This window comes from Rhizobium zaerense, from assembly GCF_051810725.1.
Taxonomy (GTDB): domain Bacteria; phylum Pseudomonadota; class Alphaproteobacteria; order Rhizobiales; family Rhizobiaceae; genus Rhizobium; species Rhizobium leguminosarum_I.
The window spans coordinates 1,249,331-1,266,052 of record NZ_CM132690.1 but is presented as its reverse complement, the minus strand read 5'-3'; the positions used below and the strand labels follow the sequence as shown (position 1 = coordinate 1,266,052).

Sequence of the window (16,722 nt, the reverse complement as noted above, 5' to 3'; positions counted from 1 at the left end):
GTGACGTCGCCGAAATTCAATCAAGCATTGGCAGGCATTGGGTTGATGGGCTCTTTCGTGATCAGACGCGCGTGCCAATCGGATGCGGGAGCCTTGTTCAAATTCGCCGCAAGGCTATTCCGTGCAACCTACAGCAGCAACACGGCAGCCGCCGATCTTGACGCCTATATCTATAAGAATTTCAACAGGGAACGTCAGGAAGCGGAGATTGTCGATCTCTCAGCCGCTGTTTTCCTGGCGACGACCGATGATCTCATCATCGGATTTGCACAAGTCGTTGTGGGGTCAACCGAAAGTCGCTCGGCTCTTCTCAACCGGATTTACATAGATGCCGAATGGAGAGGAAGCGGATTGGCGAACGATCTTCTCGATACGGTTGTGAGTGAGTCGGCACAACGCGGCGTTACGCGACTTGAACTAACCGTTTTCGAGCGAAACGCGCGAGCAATAGCGTTCTATAAGCGGGCCGGATTTGCGGCAACCGGGAGCACCACGTTTGCGGTCGGCGACGACTTGCAGACCGACGTCGTGATGGAAATGGACTTGGAGGCGCGGTTTAAGCGCAGACCAACCTAGCCCATTTCGCATGTTCTGGCTTTCGCGCCAAAATCAAAAAACTCCGCCGGAAAGGCGGAGTTCGTGTCTTCGGGAAGTGTGCGCAGCCGATGGTCAGTTGGGCAGCACGGTCGAGCCCATCAATTCCTCGTCGATGGCGCGCGCTGCCTGGCGGCCTTCACGGATCGCCCAAACCACCAGCGATTGGCCGCGGCGCACGTCGCCCGCCGTCCAGAACTTGTCGACCGAAGTCTTGTAGTCGCGGTCGTTGGCGACGACGTTGGTCGAGCCGCGCTTGTCGGTGTTGAGCGTCAGCTTGCCGTCGAGCTCCTTCAGCACGCTTGTTGTGAACGGGCCGCGGAAACCGATGGCGATGAAGGCGAGATCGGCGCGGATGACGAATTCCGTGCCTGGAACCGGCCGCCGGCGCTCATCGACCTCGCAGCATTTGACACCGGTCAGCACTCCGTCTTCGCCGACGAATTCAAGAGTGGCCACCTGGAATTCACGCACCGCACCCTCGGCCTGCGAGGAGGAGGTGCGCATCTTCGTCGCCCAGAAAGGCCAGACGGCAAGCTTGTCTTCTTTCTCCGGCGGCTGCGGCCGGATGTCGAGCTGGGTAACCTTGACGGCTCCCTGGCGGAAGGCCGTGCCGACGCAGTCCGAAGCCGTATCGCCGCCGCCGACAACGACGATATGTTTGGCGCCGGCAAGGATCGGGTCCGACGGCCAGCCGACGCTGTCGATGTTCTCGCGCCCGACGCGGCGGTTCTGCTGCACGAGATAGGGCATCGCATCATGCACGCCCGCAAGGTCGGTGCCTGGGATACCCGCCTCGCGCGGCGTCTCGGAGCCGCCGCAGTAGAGGACGGCGTCGTGATCGGCGAGCAACTGCTCGACCTTGACGTCGACGCCGACATTGACGCCGCAATGGAAGGTGACACCCTCGCCCTTCATCTGCTCGACGCGGCGGTCGATGAAGTTCTTCTCCATCTTGAAATCCGGAATACCGTAACGCAGCAGTCCGCCCGGCTTCGTCTCGCGCTCGTAGAGATGCACCTCGTGGCCGGCGCGGCCGAGCTGCTGGGCGGCCGCCATACCCGCCGGGCCGGAGCCGATCACGACGACCTTCTTGCCGGTATGGACCGTGGCCGGCTGAGGCCGGATGAAGCCGAGCTCATAGGCCTTGTCGGCGATCGCCTGTTCGACCGTCTTGATGGCGACCGGCGCATCCTCGAGGTTCAACGTGCAGGCTTCCTCGCAGGGCGCCGGGCAGACGCGACCGGTGAACTCTGGAAAGTTGTTGGTCGAATGCAGGTTCTGGATCGCCGCTTCCCAGTTGTTGTTGTAGACGAGGTCGTTCCAATCGGGAATCTGGTTGTGAACAGGGCAGCCGGTCGGGCCGTGGCAATAGGGGATGCCACAGTCCATGCAGCGCGCGGCCTGTTTCTGCACTTCCGGGTCCGACATCGGGATCGTGAACTCGCGGAAATGACGGATACGATCCGACGCGGGCTGGTACTTCGCCACCTGCCGGTCGATTTCCAGAAACCCTGTTACCTTACCCATGTTTTCGTCCCTTACCCTCATGACTGCCTCACCGCAGCCAATCTGTCTATCGTCAGTCCCGGTACCCGGGGCAAGTTGCTTGTCTTGACCGTCATTGGATCATATCCCCTGCAAGACATCCGTGCGATCTGAACAGCCTTCGTCGTCGGCGTGATCGTCACGGGTCATTGAGATATTGTCGTCATCCGTCACCTGCAGTCAGCAGGTGACGGATGTCCCGGTGCCATTCATTCCGCGGCGATGCCCATCCGGCTGCGCTCCATTTCCTCGAGCGCACGACGATATTCGACCGGCATGACCTTGCGGAACTTCGGACGGTAGTCGGCCCAGTTGTCGAGTATCTCAGTGGCGCGGGCCGAGCCGGTATAGTGCAGATGGTTGGAGATCAGCTGGTAGAGGCGCTCCTCGTCATGGCGCGTCATGTCGCCAGAGACGTCGACGCGTCCCTTGTGCATGAGGTCGCCGCCGTGGTGGTGCAGCTTCTCCAGCATGTCGTCCTCCTCGGGCACCGGCTCGAGCTCGACCATCGCCATGTTGCAGCGGCTGGCGAAATCGCCGGCTTCATCGAGCACGTAGGCAACACCGCCGGACATGCCGGCTGCGAAGTTACGGCCCGTGGCGCCGAGCACGACGACGACGCCACCGGTCATGTATTCGCAGCCATGGTCGCCGACACCTTCGACGATGGCGATCGCGCCTGAATTGCGCACGGCGAAACGTTCGCCCGCCACGCCGCGGAAATAGCATTCGCCCTCAGTCGCACCATAGAGCACGGTGTTGCCGACGATGATCGAGTCCTCGGCCACGATCCTCGAATTCTCCGGCGGCCGGATGATGATCTTGCCGCCCGAAAGGCCCTTGCCGACATAGTCGTTGCCGTCGCCGATCAGGTTGAAAGTGACGCCGCGCGCCAGGAAGGCGCCGAAGCTCTGCCCCGCCGTGCCGCGAAGCGTCACGTTGATCGTGTCTTCCTTCAGACCGCGATGGCGATAACGCTTGGCGACCTCGCCGGAAAGCATCGCGCCCACCGACCGGTCGACGTTCTTGATGCCGACTTCGAAGGCGACGGGCGTCTTGGCCGTCAGTGCCGGCTGCGCCTGCTCGATCAGCACGCGGTCGAGAATATCGTCGATCGGGTGCTTCTGCCGGCTCGTCCAGAAGGTCTCTTCCTTGGGAGCGTCGACCTTGTGGAAGATACGGCTGAAATCGAGGCCCTTCGCCTTCCAGTGGTTCAGCATCTCGTCCTTCTCCAGAAGCTCCGAGGCGCCGATGATCTCGTCGAGCCGGGTGAAGCCCAGCGAGGCGAGGATTTCACGCACTTCGTTGGCGACGAAGAAGAAATAGTTGATGACGTGCTCCGGCGCGCCCTTGAAGCGCTTGCGCAGCACCGGATCCTGGGTCGCCACACCCACCGGACAGGTGTTGAGATGGCACTTGCGCATCATGATGCAGCCGGCGGCAATCAGCGGCGCGGTGGCAAAGCCGAATTCGTCGGCTCCGAGCAGCGCGCCGATAATGACGTCGCGGCCGGTCTTCAGCCCACCGTCCACCTGCAGGGCGACACGCGAGCGCAGCCCGTTCAGCACCAGCGTCTGCTGGGTCTCGGCAAGGCCGATTTCCCAGGGGCTGCCGGCATGTTTCAGCGACGTCAGCGGCGACGCACCCGTGCCGCCGTCGAAGCCGGCGACCGTAATATGGTCGGCGCGTGCCTTGGCGACACCGGCGGCAACCGTGCCGACGCCGACTTCCGAGACGAGCTTGACCGAAACATCGGCGGTCGAGTTGACGTTCTTCAGATCGTAGATCAGCTGCGCCAGATCTTCGATCGAATAGATGTCGTGGTGCGGCGGCGGCGAGATCAGGCCGACACCCGGTGTCGAGTGGCGGGTCTTGGCAACAGTCGCATCGACCTTGTGACCGGGCAGCTGGCCGCCTTCGCCGGGCTTGGCGCCCTGCGCCACCTTGATCTGCAGCATGTCGGCATTGACGAGATATTCGGTGGTGACGCCGAAGCGGCCGGAGGCGATCTGCTTGATCGCCGAACGTTCCGGGTTCATCGAACCATCGGCCAGCGGCATGTAGCGGTCGGATTCCTCACCACCTTCGCCGGTGTTCGACTTGCCGCCGATCCGGTTCATGGCGATCGCCAGCGTCGTATGCGCCTCTCTGGAGATCGAGCCGAAGGACATTGCGCCCGTCGAGAACCGCTTGACGATATCGGCCGCCGGTTCGACCTCGTCGACCGATACCGGCTTGCGGCCGAGCGCTTCGGCGCTCTTGATCTTGAACAGCCCGCGGATCGTGTTCATCCGCAGCGCCGAGTTGTTCACCATCTCCGCGAATTCCTGGTAACGGTCCTCGGCATTGCCGCGCACGGCATGCTGAAGGGCCGCGACCGCATCCGGCGTCCAGGCATGGCTTTCGCCGCGCATGCGGTAGGCATATTCGCCGCCGATGTCGAGCGTCGTGGCAAGAAGCGGATCGGTGCCGAAGGCCGCGTTATGGCGGGCGACGGTTTCTGAGGCGATCGCCTCGAGGCCGACGCCTTCGATCATCGTCGCGGTTCCGAAGAAATACTTGTCGATCAGTTCCGACTGCAGGCCGATCGCATCGAAGATCTGCGCGCCGCAATAGGACTGGTAGGTCGAGATGCCCATCTTCGACATGACCTTGAGGATGCCTTTGCCGACTGCCTTGATGTAGCGGTAGACGACTTCGGAAGCATCCACTTCCTTCGGGAATTCGTCTTTGGCATGCATGTCGAGCAACGTGTCGAAGGCAAGATAAGGGTTGATCGCCTCGGCGCCGTAGCCGGCGAGCAGGCAGAAATGGTGGACCTCGCGCGGCTCTCCGGTCTCGACGACGAGACCGACCGAGGTGCGCAGCCCCTTGCGGATCAGATGGTGATGCACGGCAGCGGTGGCGAGCAACGCGGGAATCGCGATCCGGTCCGGCCCGATCTGGCGGTCGGAGAGCACGATGATGTTGTAGCCGCCCTTGACGGCCGCCTCTGCGCGCTCGCAGAGCCGGTCGAGCATCTCGGGCATGCCTTCGGCACCACGCTCGATGTCATAGGTGAAATCGAGCGTCTTGGTGTCGAAACGATCTTCCGTGTGGCCGATCGAGCGGATCTTTTCGAGATCGCCATTGGTCAGGATCGGCTGACGAACCTCGAGCCGCTTGGCGTTCGCCGCCCCCTCGTGGTCGAGAATGTTCGGCCGCGGGCCGATGAAGGAAACCAGGCTCATAACCAGTTCCTCGCGGATCGGGTCGATCGGCGGGTTGGTCACCTGCGCGAAGTTCTGCTTGAAATAGGTGTAGAGCAACTTCGGCTTTTCCGACATCGCCGAGATCGGCGTATCCGTGCCCATCGAGCCGATCGCCTCCTGGCCCGTCGTCGCCATCGGCGACATCAGGATGCGTGTATCCTCGAGCGTATAGCCGAAGGCCTGCTGGCGGTCGAGCAGCGACACGTCGCGGCGCAGCGCCCGCGGCTCCACCGGCTTCAGGTCTTCGAGGATCAGCTGGGTGCGGTTGAGCCAGCTGCGATAGGGATGCGCCGTCGCCAGCTGCGACTTCACCTCATCGTCGGAGATGATGCGGCCTTCTTCCATATCGATCAGCAGCATCTTGCCCGGCTGCAGGCGCCACTTCTGGATGATCTTCTCCTCCGGAACCGGCAGCACGCCGGCTTCGGACGCCATGATGACGCGGTCGTCATCGGTGACCAGGTAGCGCGCCGGCCGCAGGCCGTTGCGGTCGAGCGTCGCGCCGATCTGCTTGCCGTCGGTGAAGGCGACGGCAGCCGGCCCGTCCCAGGGCTCCATCAGCGCCGCATGATATTCGTAGAACGCCTTGCGTTCGGCCGTCATCGACTGGTTGCCGGCCCAGGCTTCCGGGATCAGCATCATCACGGCATGCGCCAGCGAATAACCGCCGCGCACTAGGAATTCGAGCGCATTGTCGAAGCAGGCCGTGTCCGACTGCCCCTCGTAAGAGATCGGCCAGAGCTTGGAAATGTCCTCGCCGAACAGCGGCGAGGAGACCGACGCCTGGCGCGCCGCCATCCAGTTGACGTTGCCGCGCAGCGTGTTGATCTCGCCGTTATGGGCGACCATACGGTAGGGATGCGCGAGCTTCCACGACGGGAAGGTGTTGGTCGAGAAGCGTTGATGCACCAGGGCGACCGCGCTTTCGAAGCGCGGATCCGACAGGTCCTTGTAGTAGACGCCGACCTGATAGGCCAGGAACATGCCCTTGTAGACCACAGTCGCCGACGACAGCGATACCGGATAGAAATTGCTCTCCTCGCCGTCGAACTCGTCATAGATGCGGTTGGAGATCACCTTGCGCAGCGTGAACAGCCGGCGCTCGAACTCGTCGTTGTTTTCGGCGTCCTCGCCGGCGCCGATGAAGACCTGCACATGATGCGGCTCGGTTGCGGCAATGGCCGGCGCCTTGGAGAGCGAGGAATTGTCGACCGGCACGTCACGGAAGCCGATGAAGACCTGACCTTCCTCGGTGATGACGTCCTTGATCACCTTCTTGAAATGCTCGATCTGCTTTTCATCGCGCGGCATGAAGATATGGCCGACACCATATTCGCCGACCGGCGGCAGGGTGATGCCCTGCTCGGCCATCTCCTCGCGGAAGAAACGGTCGGGGATCTGCACCAGGATGCCGGCGCCGTCACCCATCAGCGGATCGGCGCCGACGGCGCCGCGATGCGTCAGGTTCTCGAGGATGAAAAGGCCATCCTTGACGATCTGGTGCGACTTCTCACCCTTCATATGGGCGACGAAGCCGACGCCGCAGGCATCATGTTCGTTGCGCGGATCGTAGAGGCCCTGCTTCTTCGGCAGGCCGGAGGCGGATTTGGACATATTGGCCGTCGCGCGCAGCTCAGCAGCAGCAAACCGGTCAACTTCCATGGATGGCGTCTTCGTCATCATCTTTCCTCCTGTCGAAGCCCGCGCGGTCGCGGGCGGCTTTTCGTCCCGCGCCGCAACCCGAAGATAGGTTCGGCGCATGACAGCGCTGTTGCATTGTGAAGATCGGCCGCAGACATCTGCTTTAAAGGAAAGCAAACCGTCGCGTTCCGCGCCTGCCATTCGCCTCCGCGCGCCACCCCTTAAGGCTTGACGCTCGGAAGAACTATAGCGTGAAAGCCGGTCTGTTCCAGGGCTTTCGGCGCCTCTTCGGTCATAAAGGCCAGAATAGGACAGCAACACTGTCCTAATTCATCAGTTCTATGCCAGAAAGCATTCGGCTCTGCAAGAGCGCTCCGTCAAAAAACGTCAATTTGCGACGGAAGATTGCCTATGTAGCGGCGATGACGAAAGAAAATTACGTTGTAACGTATTATTTTGTTTATTGATTGCGTAGTTCAATTTCCGTGATGTGTCGCCGGCGACAACCTTGATCCTGCGAAGCTTTGGCGTAATGTCCGCTGCGGACTTGCCAACCCCTTCCTTTCCAACGGTTTCCCCACATGTTCTTTGCTTCCGATAACTGGGCCGGCGCCCACAAATCCATTGCCGAACGTCTGCTGACGGAATCGACCGGCTTTGCCGCCGCCTATGGCGCCGGCGATCTCGACAGAAAGGTCGAAGCTCGTTTTTCCGAGATCTTCGAGCGTGAGGTTTCGATCTTCTTCGTCGCCACCGGCACAGCCGCCAACTCGCTGTCGCTCGCAAGCGTCCAGCGCCCCGGCGGCATCACCTTCTGCCATTCGGAAGCCCATGTGATCGAGGATGAATGCGGTGCGCCGGAATTTTTCTCCGGCGCCGCCCGTCTCGTTGCCGTTGACGGCGAAGCCGGCAAGATCGATCCGGCGAAGCTTTCTGAAAAGATCGCAACCTTTCCCGAGGACGCCGTCCATCACGGCCGCGCCAGCGCCGTGACCATCACCCAGGCGACCGAGATCGGCACCGTCTATTCCTTGCCGGAGATCGGCGAGATCGCCGCCATCGCCAGAAAGCGCAGCCTGCCGCTCCACATGGATGGTGCCCGCTTTGCCAACGCCCTGGTCGCACTTGGCGCCACCCCGGCCGAGATGACCTGGAAGCGCGGCGTCGACATGCTCTCCTTCGGCGGCACCAAGAACGGCTGCTGGTGCGCCGAGGCGATCGTCTTCTTCAATCCGGATCAGGCGCGGGAAATGCCCTTCATCCGCAAGCGCGCCGCCCAGCTCTTCTCCAAGTCGCGTTTCATCGCCGCCCAGTTCGACGCCTATTTCGAAAACGGCCTCTGGCTCGATCTTGCCCGTCATTCGAACGGCATGGCCGACCGGCTGCGCGCCGGCATCGGCACGAGCAATTCCGCCCGCCTCGCCTGGCCGACCGCATCCAACGAAGTCTTTGCCGTCGTCAGCAAAAGTGCCGTAAAAACCGCGGAGGAAAAGGGCGCGAAATTTTACGAATGGCCGGTCCCGGCGGCAACGCCCGAACTCGTTTCCGAAAGCGAAACCCTGATCCGCCTCGTCACCAGCTTCGCGACGACCGAAGCGGATGTCGATGGTTTCCTGAAATGCCTGGCCGCTTGATCGCCGGCGCGAAAGGCTTGCCGGCCCGGCGGGCCTTTCGCTGCCGGCAAGGACTCACGCCGACCTCAGCCCCCTCACCTTCTGCAGAATATCCTCCGACAGGGCCGAGACCAGCGCCTGGTTCGCGCCCTTGCGCGGAACCAGCACGAATTCCACATCCTCCAGCACCGGAAGTCTTCCCGCAGTGATTTCCTTCAGCCCTGAGGGCGCCATGCTGCGCGGCTGCACCAGCACCCCCATCCCGGCCCGGGCCGCTGCCGTCAGCCCGCTCAAGCTGCCGCAGGTACAGACGATCCTCCACGGCACCCCGTTTCGACCGAGCGCTTCGAGCGCGATCACTCGCGTGACGCTCGGCGGCGGAAAGGCGATCAGTGGCAGAGGGCCGGAGGCGAGCACACGCTCTGGATCACGCGCCAGCCAGACGAGCGGCTCGCGATAGACGAGCTTTCCGCGCGCATCGCCGAGCCGGCGCTTGGCGAGCACCAGATCGATCTCGCCATTGTCCTGCATCTCGTAGAGAACGCCGGAAAGCGCCACAGTCAGCTCAAGGTCGACGGAGGGGTGCGAACGAACGAAATCCTCGAGCACCGCCGGCAACTGACTGGTGACGAAATCTTCCGACACGCCGAGCCGCAGGCTGCCGCGCAGGCTGTTGTTCTTAAACAGCGACTGTATCCGCCCCTCGATCGAAAGCATGGCGCGCGCATGCAACAGCAGCGCCTCGCCATCGCCGGTCAGCATCACCTTATGCGTGTCGCGCGCCAGCAGCTTGCGCCCGAGTGCCGTCTCCAGCCGCTGGATGTGCTGGCTGACGGTCGACTGACCGAGGCCGAGCCTCTCTGCCGCGAGCGTGAAACTGCCCATCTGTTCGACAGCAACGAAACTGCGCAATTGCGAAAGGTCTAGCATGATCCAGTTTCTCGATAACTGTTATTCCTTGCATCCTGGATCATAATGGACGACAGAACAATGATTGTTTTATCACGCCGCGAGATCGCCATGCGCCGCTTTCTGCCCGATACATTCACCATCCTGCTTGTCTGCACCGTCATCCTCGCCTCGCTGCTGCCGGCGCGCGGCACATTCGCGCATTATTTCGGTATCGCCACCGACCTTGCCATCGCGCTGCTGTTTTTCCTGCACGGCGCCCGCCTGTCGCGCGACGTCGTCATATCAGGCCTGCTGCACTGGCGCCTGCATCTCGTCATTCTGCTGACGACCTTCGGCATCTTCCCGCTGCTTGGCATGGCGCTCGGACTGATCCCCGACACGATCCTGCCGCAGCCGCTTTATCTCGGCATCCTCTTCCTCTGCGTGCTGCCCTCGACGGTGCAGTCGTCGATCGCCTTCACCTCGATGGCGGGCGGCAACGTGTCGGCCGCCATCTGCTCGGCCTCGGCATCCAACATCTTCGGCATGTTCCTGACACCGCTGCTCGTCGGCCTGTTGTTTTCCGTCGGCGGCCACGGCGGCTTCTCCTTCGACGCATTAGAGCAGATCCTGCTGCAGTTGCTCGCCCCGTTCATCGTCGGCCAGATTCTGCAGCCCTGGATCGGCGACTGGATCCGCGCCAAGAAGAAGATCCTGATGCCTGTCGACCGCGGCTCGATCCTGATGGTCGTCTATCTCGCCTTCAGCACGGCTGTGGTCGAAGGTCTGTGGCACACCTTCTCGATCGCCGATATCGCCGTCGTCATCGTCGCCGACATGGTTCTGCTGGCAATTGTCCTGGTACTGACGATGTTCGGCAGCCGTTGGCTGGGCTTCAACAAGGCCGACGAGATCACCATCACCTTCTGCGGCTCGAAGAAGAGCCTTGCAAGCGGCGTGCCGATGGCGAACGTCATCTTCGCAGGCCAGTCGATCGGCGCGATCGTGCTTCCGCTGATGCTGTTCCACCAGATCCAGTTGATGGTCTGCGCCGTCATCGCCCAGAAATACGCCGCCGCCGCGGCCCGCCGCGCAACGGACGAGGAAATCGACGAAGCCGCCAGCCCGGCATGAAGCATGTCGCGCCAAGCGGCAATAAAAAACGGCGCCCCGATGGAGCGCCGTCCGTTTCATCCTACAAGGATCTGATTAGCCGTTGATGATCTGCGCTTCGATGGCCTTCGGAGCCTCGACCGGTTCTGCAGCAATCGTAATCTTGCGGGGCTTCATGGCCTCGGGAATATTGCGCAGAAGGTCGATGTGCAGCAGGCCGTTCTTCAGCGAAGCAGCGGTCACCTCGACATGGTCGGCAAGCTGGAAGCGGCGCTCGAAGGCACGCTTGGCAATACCGCGGTAGAGGAATTCGCCGCTTTCGGCAGGTTCCTCGTGCTTTTCACCCTTCACGGACAGGACATGGGCATGGGCTTCGATCGAAAGTTCGGTCTCGTCGAAACCGGCAACGGCCATGGTGATGCGATAGGTGTTTTCACCGGTGCGCTCGATATTATAGGGCGGATAGGTCTGCGCCTGCTCCGGCTGGGCAAGACTGTCGAGCATGGTGAAGAGCCGGTCGAAACCGACGGTCGAACGATAAAGGGGAGAGAAGTCTACGTGACGCATGATGTCCTCCTGTGGAAGCGACGTGTTGCGATGAAATGCCCCTGAAACCCCATCTTTGGCGGCCTCGGGGCGGTTGCGCAGGCCCTTTCCGGCACCCGCAGAAAGGAGATGGTGATGGGATTTGACGAGTTCAAGACCTTTCCGGAATCGCCTTGATCGGCCCGTGAACCCCGCATGAACGACCGGTTCGGAGCGCGTTCAGGCGCATTCGCCTAGAAATTTCGGCGTCGGGTGAATCTGGTCCCGATGGCTGAAGTGCATCGTCCCTTCTTCTTCAGTCTCAACTTCGGCCGGCCGCGAGCACCCTCATGCTCCTGCCGGCCCTTTTCCCCCACCGCTTTCCAAGCCGGGTGCCATGCGCTATCCCTGAAGGTGGAAGCAGTCAGCAGTGGCGCATTGGCAAAGTCATGGATCAGGTTCTCTATTCGACGCCCGACAATCCCGCTCCGGAAAACCGCACGGAGGGGTTCTTCGAAACCCATGACGGCCACCAACTGCGTTACGCCGTCTTCCGCTCTAGCGGACAGGTTGCCAAGGGCACCGTCGTCATCCTGCACGGCCGAAACGAATATATCGAGAAATATTTTGAGACGATCCGCGACCTGACGGCTAGGGGCCTCTGGGTCGCGACCTTCGACATGCGCGGCCAGGGCGGCTCGCAGCGGCTCCTCAAACGCCGCAACCACGGCCACATCCGCCGCTTCGTCGATTACGAGCGCGATCTCGACACCTTCCTCGAAAAGGTGGTGCTGCCGGATACCCGCCTGCCCTTCTACTTGCTCGCGCATTCCACAGGCGGCCTGATCGCGCTCTCGGCCGCCCCCTATCTCACCACTCGTATCGATCGCATGGTGCTGTCGGCGCCCTTCATCGGCCTTACCGGCCAGGCGGCTTCGCCCCGCGTCATTCGCACCCTTGCCGGCACGCTGAACGCCGTCGGCCTCGGCTTCCTGCCGCTGACCTCGAAACTGAAGGAGCCGGATTTCCGCGACAATCCGCTGACCTCGGACGAGCACCGCTTCGAGCGCAATGTGGCGATGATGAAGGCCCATCCGGAGCTGACACTGGGGCCACCGACAGCCCGCTGGCTGACCGAGGCCTTTCGCACGATGGACCGGGTCACCTCGCCCTACCATCTCTTCTCGATCACCATCCCGACCATCGTCATCGCCCCAACGCGTGACGGTGTCGTGCCCTATACGGCGCAGGAGCGCCTTTCGCGTTATTTCCGCGCCGGCCAGCTGGTGCCGATCAACGGCGCCCGGCACGAGATATTCCAGGAACGGGATATCTATCGCGCCGCCGCCCTTGCGGCCTTCCACGCCTTCATTCCCGGCAGCGATGCCGAAGAAAACCAGGACATTGCTGCCCTCGGTACGTGAGCCGGATCGGCTTTGCCGACCGGGGGATCAGCGCTGCTGACTGGGGGATCAGCGCTGCAGGATGGCGACCGCCGCTTCGTAGACCGCCTGGCTGCCGGCGGCGATGATCGAGCCGCCGTTTTCCGGCCGTCCACCGTCCCAGGTGGTGATGATGCCGCCCGCCCCCTCGATGACGGGAATGATGCCGCCGACATCATAAGGCTTCAGGCTGTTTTCGACAACGAGATCAATATGGCCGGCGGCGAGCAGCGCATAGGCATAGCAGTCGCAGCCGTAGCGGAAGAGCCGTACCTGGCTCTCAATCTCGCGGTATTTCTCCATCTCCTCGCCGGCAAAGAGATGCGGCGAGGTGGTGAACAGGATGGCGTTCGACAGCGCGTCGCACTGGCGCGTCGCCAGCCGCCGTTCGCCCTCCGGCCCGGTATAGATCGAGCCGTTCTGGTCGGCGAAATAACGCTCGCCGGTAAAGGGCTGCTCAATCATGCCCATGATCGCCCTGCCATCCTTCTGCAGGCCGATCAGCGTTCCCCACACCGGCACACCGGATATAAAGGCGCGCGTGCCGTCGATCGGATCGATCACCCAGACATATTCACGGTCGAGCCCGACATCGCCATGTTCCTCGCCGAGAATGCCGTGGCCGGGGAAATTCTCCTCGATCAGCGCCCGGATGGCGAGTTCGGCCGCCCGGTCGCCCTCCGTTACCGGATCGAAACCGGAGGAAAGCTTGTTCGTGACATCGAGGCCGGAGCGGAAGCGCGGCAGCGTCTCGGCCCGGGCGGCTTCCGCCAGGCGGTTGAAGAACGAACGGTCAGGAAACATGATGGATCCGTTTGGCTGGCGGGAATGGCGCTTTTCATAGCGAAAAGCAACGGGAATGCAATCGCATCAGGCAATTTGGGTTTAACTGCCCAAAGATGTCGCAGCGCAATAAATTGCTTGACATTTGTGCAATGCAATAGTAGCGTCTTCATACAGTCTTCTGACTGTAAATACCCTCCTTGGGTGTTTCCTCCCTAGACTTAGCCGCGCTCACAAGCGCGGTTTTTTTTGGCCGGGACGAAGGCCAGATATCAGCGAAATCGAAAATGGATTCATTCGGCGGCCAGCGCCCGATCGCCGGCGAATTTCTCGACGTAGTCCGCCATCTGCTCCATGAAGTCCGTGACGGCATTGGCCACCGCGGCGAAATCCTCGTGCTTCTCCAGCGTCAGCTCGTCGACATAGATCGCCCGATTCACCTCAATCTGCAGCGCGTGCAGGCCGCGCGAAGGCCTGCCGTAATGTTCGGTGATGAAGCCGCCGGCATAAGGCTTGTTGCGGATAGCCGCAAAACCCATTTCCTCGAGGATGGCGATGGCCGCGCGCGAAAGCTCGGCCGAAGCGCTGGTGCCGTAGCGATCACCAATGATGAAATCAGGTCGCGAAGTGCTGCCGGCGACCCGCACATTGCCGGGCATCGAATGGCAGTCGATCAGCACGCCGAAGCCGAACTGCACATGCGTTCGCGCAATCAACCGGCGCAGCGCCGCATGATAGGGCTTGTAGACGGCTTCGACGCGGTCGAGCCCCTCCTGCACCGGCAGGCGCCGCGCATAGATCTCCATGTTCTCGGCGACGATGCGCGGAATGGTGCCGAGCCCGCCGGCGACCCTGAGCGAATTGACGTTGGCATAGGGCGGCAGCAGCCCGTCGAACATCCGCGGATCGAGCTCGTAGGGCTCGCGATTGACGTCGAGATAGGCGCGCGGGAAGTTGGCCGCCAGGAGTGGCGCGCCGAGTGCGACGGCCGAGCCGAAGAGCTCGTCGACATAGTGATCCTCGGAACGGCGGATGGCGATTCCCTCCAGCCTGGACTGGGCAATAAATTCCGGTGGATAAATACGGCCGCTATGGGGGGAGTTGTAGACGAAGGGAATGGTCTGCGACACGGGCTCATGGACCTCAAAAAGCTCGTATTCGCGTATTTCCGGCACTTTCGGCCCTCTTTACCATGTCATGAACTGACTGCTTTGCCCATGTTGCCAGTTGCCCGGCCGCAAGTCCATACTATGTAGAAGGGATGGCGGTCAGGCACAGGCAATTCACCGGTTGTTTACCGGGTAAAGACTAGTGTAAACGGCTGGTAGCCCACCAAAAACTTATGGATCGCGGTCTGGATTGATGACTCAGAAGATACTTCTCGCCGAAGACGATAACGACATGCGCCGCTTCCTGGTGAAAGCGCTCGAAAAGGCCGGCTACAAGGTCCTTTCCTACGACAATGGCGCCAGCGCCTATGACCGGCTGCGCGAGGAGCCGTTTTCCCTGCTGCTGACCGATATCGTCATGCCCGAGATGGATGGCATCGAGCTGGCGCGCCGCGCCACCGAACTCGACCCCGACCTGAAGGTAATGTTCATCACCGGTTTTGCCGCCGTGGCGCTGAACCCTGATTCGAAGGCGCCGAAGGATGCCAAGGTCCTTTCCAAGCCTTTCCACCTGCGCGACCTCGTCGATGAGGTCAACAAAATGCTTGCCGCATAAGGCGTGACGAGCAGCGCGTCACAAAACTGAAAAAAGCCTATTGACGGCTCCGAAGGTTTTGTGATCTATGCGCCGCCATCGGATGGGCGTGTAGCTCAGCGGGAGAGCACTACGTTGACATCGTAGGGGTCACAGGTTCAATCCCTGTCACGCCCACCATCCGATCTCCTGCCCCGCAGGGGGATTAGAAAAGTAGCTGATTGCTGTTTTTCCGTTCTTCATAGCCTCGCCCAATTAACGCCCACGAAACCGCGGCTTTGCAGCGGATAGGTGCTCAGGATGGTGATGCCCATAGACGCTGCGGATGATCTTCTAGGAGGCTCCGGAGAAGCCGGTAACTTCCCAGATCGGAACCCTGCCCTCTATCATCCACGTGATGCAAGTATGCTTGAGGATTGCCTCATACCTGGTGTCCGAATAGAGGCTGATCAGGATAAGTCTGGCGACGTGGCAGGAGGGGCGAAAGAGCCTGCCCCAATCGCCGATTTTCGCGTTTCGATATCGAAGGTTCGTTGCCGTGATGCCGAGCACGCCGGTAAACAAACCGGGGCCCTCCGAGCGTGTAAGCCAACGCTCACGCGCCGCTGATTTTTGCGGAAGAAAGACTGGTACCGATAACCAGCTTCTTTTCCTTGAGAGCGAAACTGAGGGCGGCACCAAGTGTTTCCAGCTCCCGCCCCGCCGTTCCTGTCTTGACGACTCGTCTATCGATCTTCCCGGCAAGCCGCACCGCGAGCCGGCGGCCAGGAACGCCGCGGACGTGCCATTCCCTGATCCCGAACCAATGCGGAAGCCGGCTGATCCGGTATACGACGAGGCGCTGCTTAAGTAGATAGAGACCATCGCCACACGATACGGCTTGGGCCTGGCAAGAAACAACTCAGGCTGAAAGCCTACCTCCCCTGCCCCCTTTGCGCAGCAAAAAACGCTCCAACTATCGCAACGAAGGCCAGAGCATGAGTGACACGATTACGGATTTCAACCGTTCGCTCAAAGCGACGGCTGGGGCGCGCTTCAAAGCGGCAAAGCGCCTCGAGCATATATCGATAAGCGCATGACCGCGCTCACGTCGTTCTCTTCCGCATACCTGATATTGCTGTCTGTCGGACCATCGCTCATGGGAGCCTCGGCGGCTTCGCAGCCGATCACAAACCTGTTTTCGACGGCTCTGTCGGTGCTACTCTTGGCGTCATCGGTGCTATCTTACGCAAGCGGTCACGCGGTTCACTGGAGATTCAGGAGATCCGCCGCGAACTTCGTTTTGCCGGTGACAATGTTACACAGGAGTTATTTTCAACTCTTTCACATCGCTACGACGCGGTGCTGCAGAAGTATTCCATCAATCACGACGACGTCGATTTTTACCGCTATCAGCTCCAATACCCAAAAGAGTACATAATGAATCGCTTCGACCGATTTGAAAAATCGGCAAAAGTGTTCATGGCCTATAGCTATCCGGCGATGATTTTGCTGCTGCTTACAGGCGCCGTTTTCCTTTTCACATTATTCTTGATCGTTTGGGGTGGCGACGCCGGTCGTTTCCTGGAATGGGCAGCCTTGCGCTTTTCCTAGGTCAGCGCAGATCTTCCGAACCAC

12 protein-coding genes and 1 tRNA gene are annotated in these 16,722 nt (G+C 61.2%); 7 read left to right on the top strand and 6 right to left on the bottom strand.

Translation table 11 applies throughout. From position 1 onward, the window contains the following. Nucleotides 1-576, top strand: coding sequence for a GNAT family N-acetyltransferase (locus ACS4RR_RS06025; RefSeq protein ID WP_456189814.1), 576 nt, complete (start codon nt 1-3; stop codon nt 574-576). A gap of 93 nt (nt 577-669) precedes the next feature. Here ACS4RR_RS06025 and ACS4RR_RS06020 read toward each other — a convergent pair whose 3' ends face one another. Together ACS4RR_RS06020 and gltB are read right to left on the bottom strand one after the other, a co-directional pair. Beyond that, nucleotides 670-2,124: a glutamate synthase subunit beta gene (locus tag ACS4RR_RS06020; RefSeq protein WP_170259814.1), complete on the bottom strand. Its 1,455-nt coding sequence runs from the start codon at nt 2,122-2,124 to the stop codon at nt 670-672. A gap of 227 nt (nt 2,125-2,351) precedes the next feature. Beyond that, nucleotides 2,352-7,076 carry a glutamate synthase large subunit gene (gltB, locus tag ACS4RR_RS06015; RefSeq protein ID WP_260109425.1) on the bottom strand — a complete coding sequence of 1,575 codons (4,725 nt, stop codon included), beginning with the start codon at nt 7,074-7,076 and terminating at the stop codon, nt 2,352-2,354. A gap of 539 nt (nt 7,077-7,615) precedes the next feature. On the opposite strand from gltB, the gene ACS4RR_RS06010 reads away from it, so the two are divergent. After that, on the top strand, nt 7,616-8,668 hold the full coding sequence (locus ACS4RR_RS06010) for a threonine aldolase family protein (protein ID WP_222280394.1): 1,053 nt from the start codon (nt 7,616-7,618) through the stop codon (nt 8,666-8,668). Nucleotides 8,669-8,722: 54 nt separating this feature from the next. Here the strand turns inward: ACS4RR_RS06010 and ACS4RR_RS06005 are convergent, their stop codons facing one another. Further along, a complete protein-coding gene (locus ACS4RR_RS06005; RefSeq protein ID WP_456189813.1) occupies nt 8,723-9,577 on the bottom strand; it encodes a LysR substrate-binding domain-containing protein in 855 nt (284 codons plus the stop codon). A 45-nt stretch (nt 9,578-9,622) separates the two neighbouring features. Here ACS4RR_RS06005 and ACS4RR_RS06000 point away from each other — a divergent pair, with 45 nt between their 5' ends. Next, on the top strand, nt 9,623-10,672 hold the full coding sequence (locus ACS4RR_RS06000) for a bile acid:sodium symporter family protein (protein WP_032985735.1): 1,050 nt from the start codon (nt 9,623-9,625) through the stop codon (nt 10,670-10,672). 75 nt (nt 10,673-10,747) lie between these two features. Here the strand turns inward: ACS4RR_RS06000 and ACS4RR_RS05995 are convergent, their stop codons facing one another. Next, the gene (locus ACS4RR_RS05995) at nt 10,748-11,218 is read right to left on the bottom strand and encodes an Hsp20 family protein (RefSeq protein ID WP_017967865.1); all 471 of its coding nucleotides are present in this window, start codon (nt 11,216-11,218) and stop codon (nt 10,748-10,750) included. Between the two features lie 407 nt (nt 11,219-11,625). On the opposite strand from ACS4RR_RS05995, the gene ACS4RR_RS05990 reads away from it, so the two are divergent. After that, on the top strand, nt 11,626-12,600 hold the full coding sequence (locus ACS4RR_RS05990) for an alpha/beta fold hydrolase (RefSeq protein ID WP_170277097.1): 975 nt from the start codon (nt 11,626-11,628) through the stop codon (nt 12,598-12,600). 48 nt (nt 12,601-12,648) lie between these two features. On the opposite strand, the gene hisN is transcribed toward ACS4RR_RS05990, so the two are convergent. Continuing rightward, entirely contained in the window at nt 12,649-13,422 is a 774-nt protein-coding gene (hisN, locus tag ACS4RR_RS05985) for a histidinol-phosphatase (protein ID WP_003552738.1), read from the bottom strand. A gap of 272 nt (nt 13,423-13,694) precedes the next feature. Beyond that, a complete protein-coding gene (locus ACS4RR_RS05980; RefSeq protein WP_260109426.1) occupies nt 13,695-14,576 on the bottom strand; it encodes an N-formylglutamate amidohydrolase in 882 nt (293 codons plus the stop codon). Between the two features lie 187 nt (nt 14,577-14,763). Between ACS4RR_RS05980 and cpdR1 the strand changes: the two genes are divergently transcribed. The 3 genes from cpdR1 (at nt 14,764) to ACS4RR_RS05965 (ending at nt 16,698) form a co-directional block, all read left to right on the top strand. After that, nucleotides 14,764-15,126: a response regulator CpdR1 gene (gene cpdR1, locus ACS4RR_RS05975; protein WP_003542883.1), complete on the top strand. Its 363-nt coding sequence runs from the start codon at nt 14,764-14,766 to the stop codon at nt 15,124-15,126. Nucleotides 15,127-15,210: 84 nt separating this feature from the next. Further along, nucleotides 15,211-15,285, top strand: a tRNA-Val gene (locus tag ACS4RR_RS05970). 924 nt (nt 15,286-16,209) lie between these two features. Then, nucleotides 16,210-16,698: a hypothetical protein gene (locus tag ACS4RR_RS05965; protein ID WP_456190128.1), complete on the top strand. Its 489-nt coding sequence runs from the start codon at nt 16,210-16,212 to the stop codon at nt 16,696-16,698. Nucleotides 16,699-16,722: the final 24 nt, after the last annotated feature.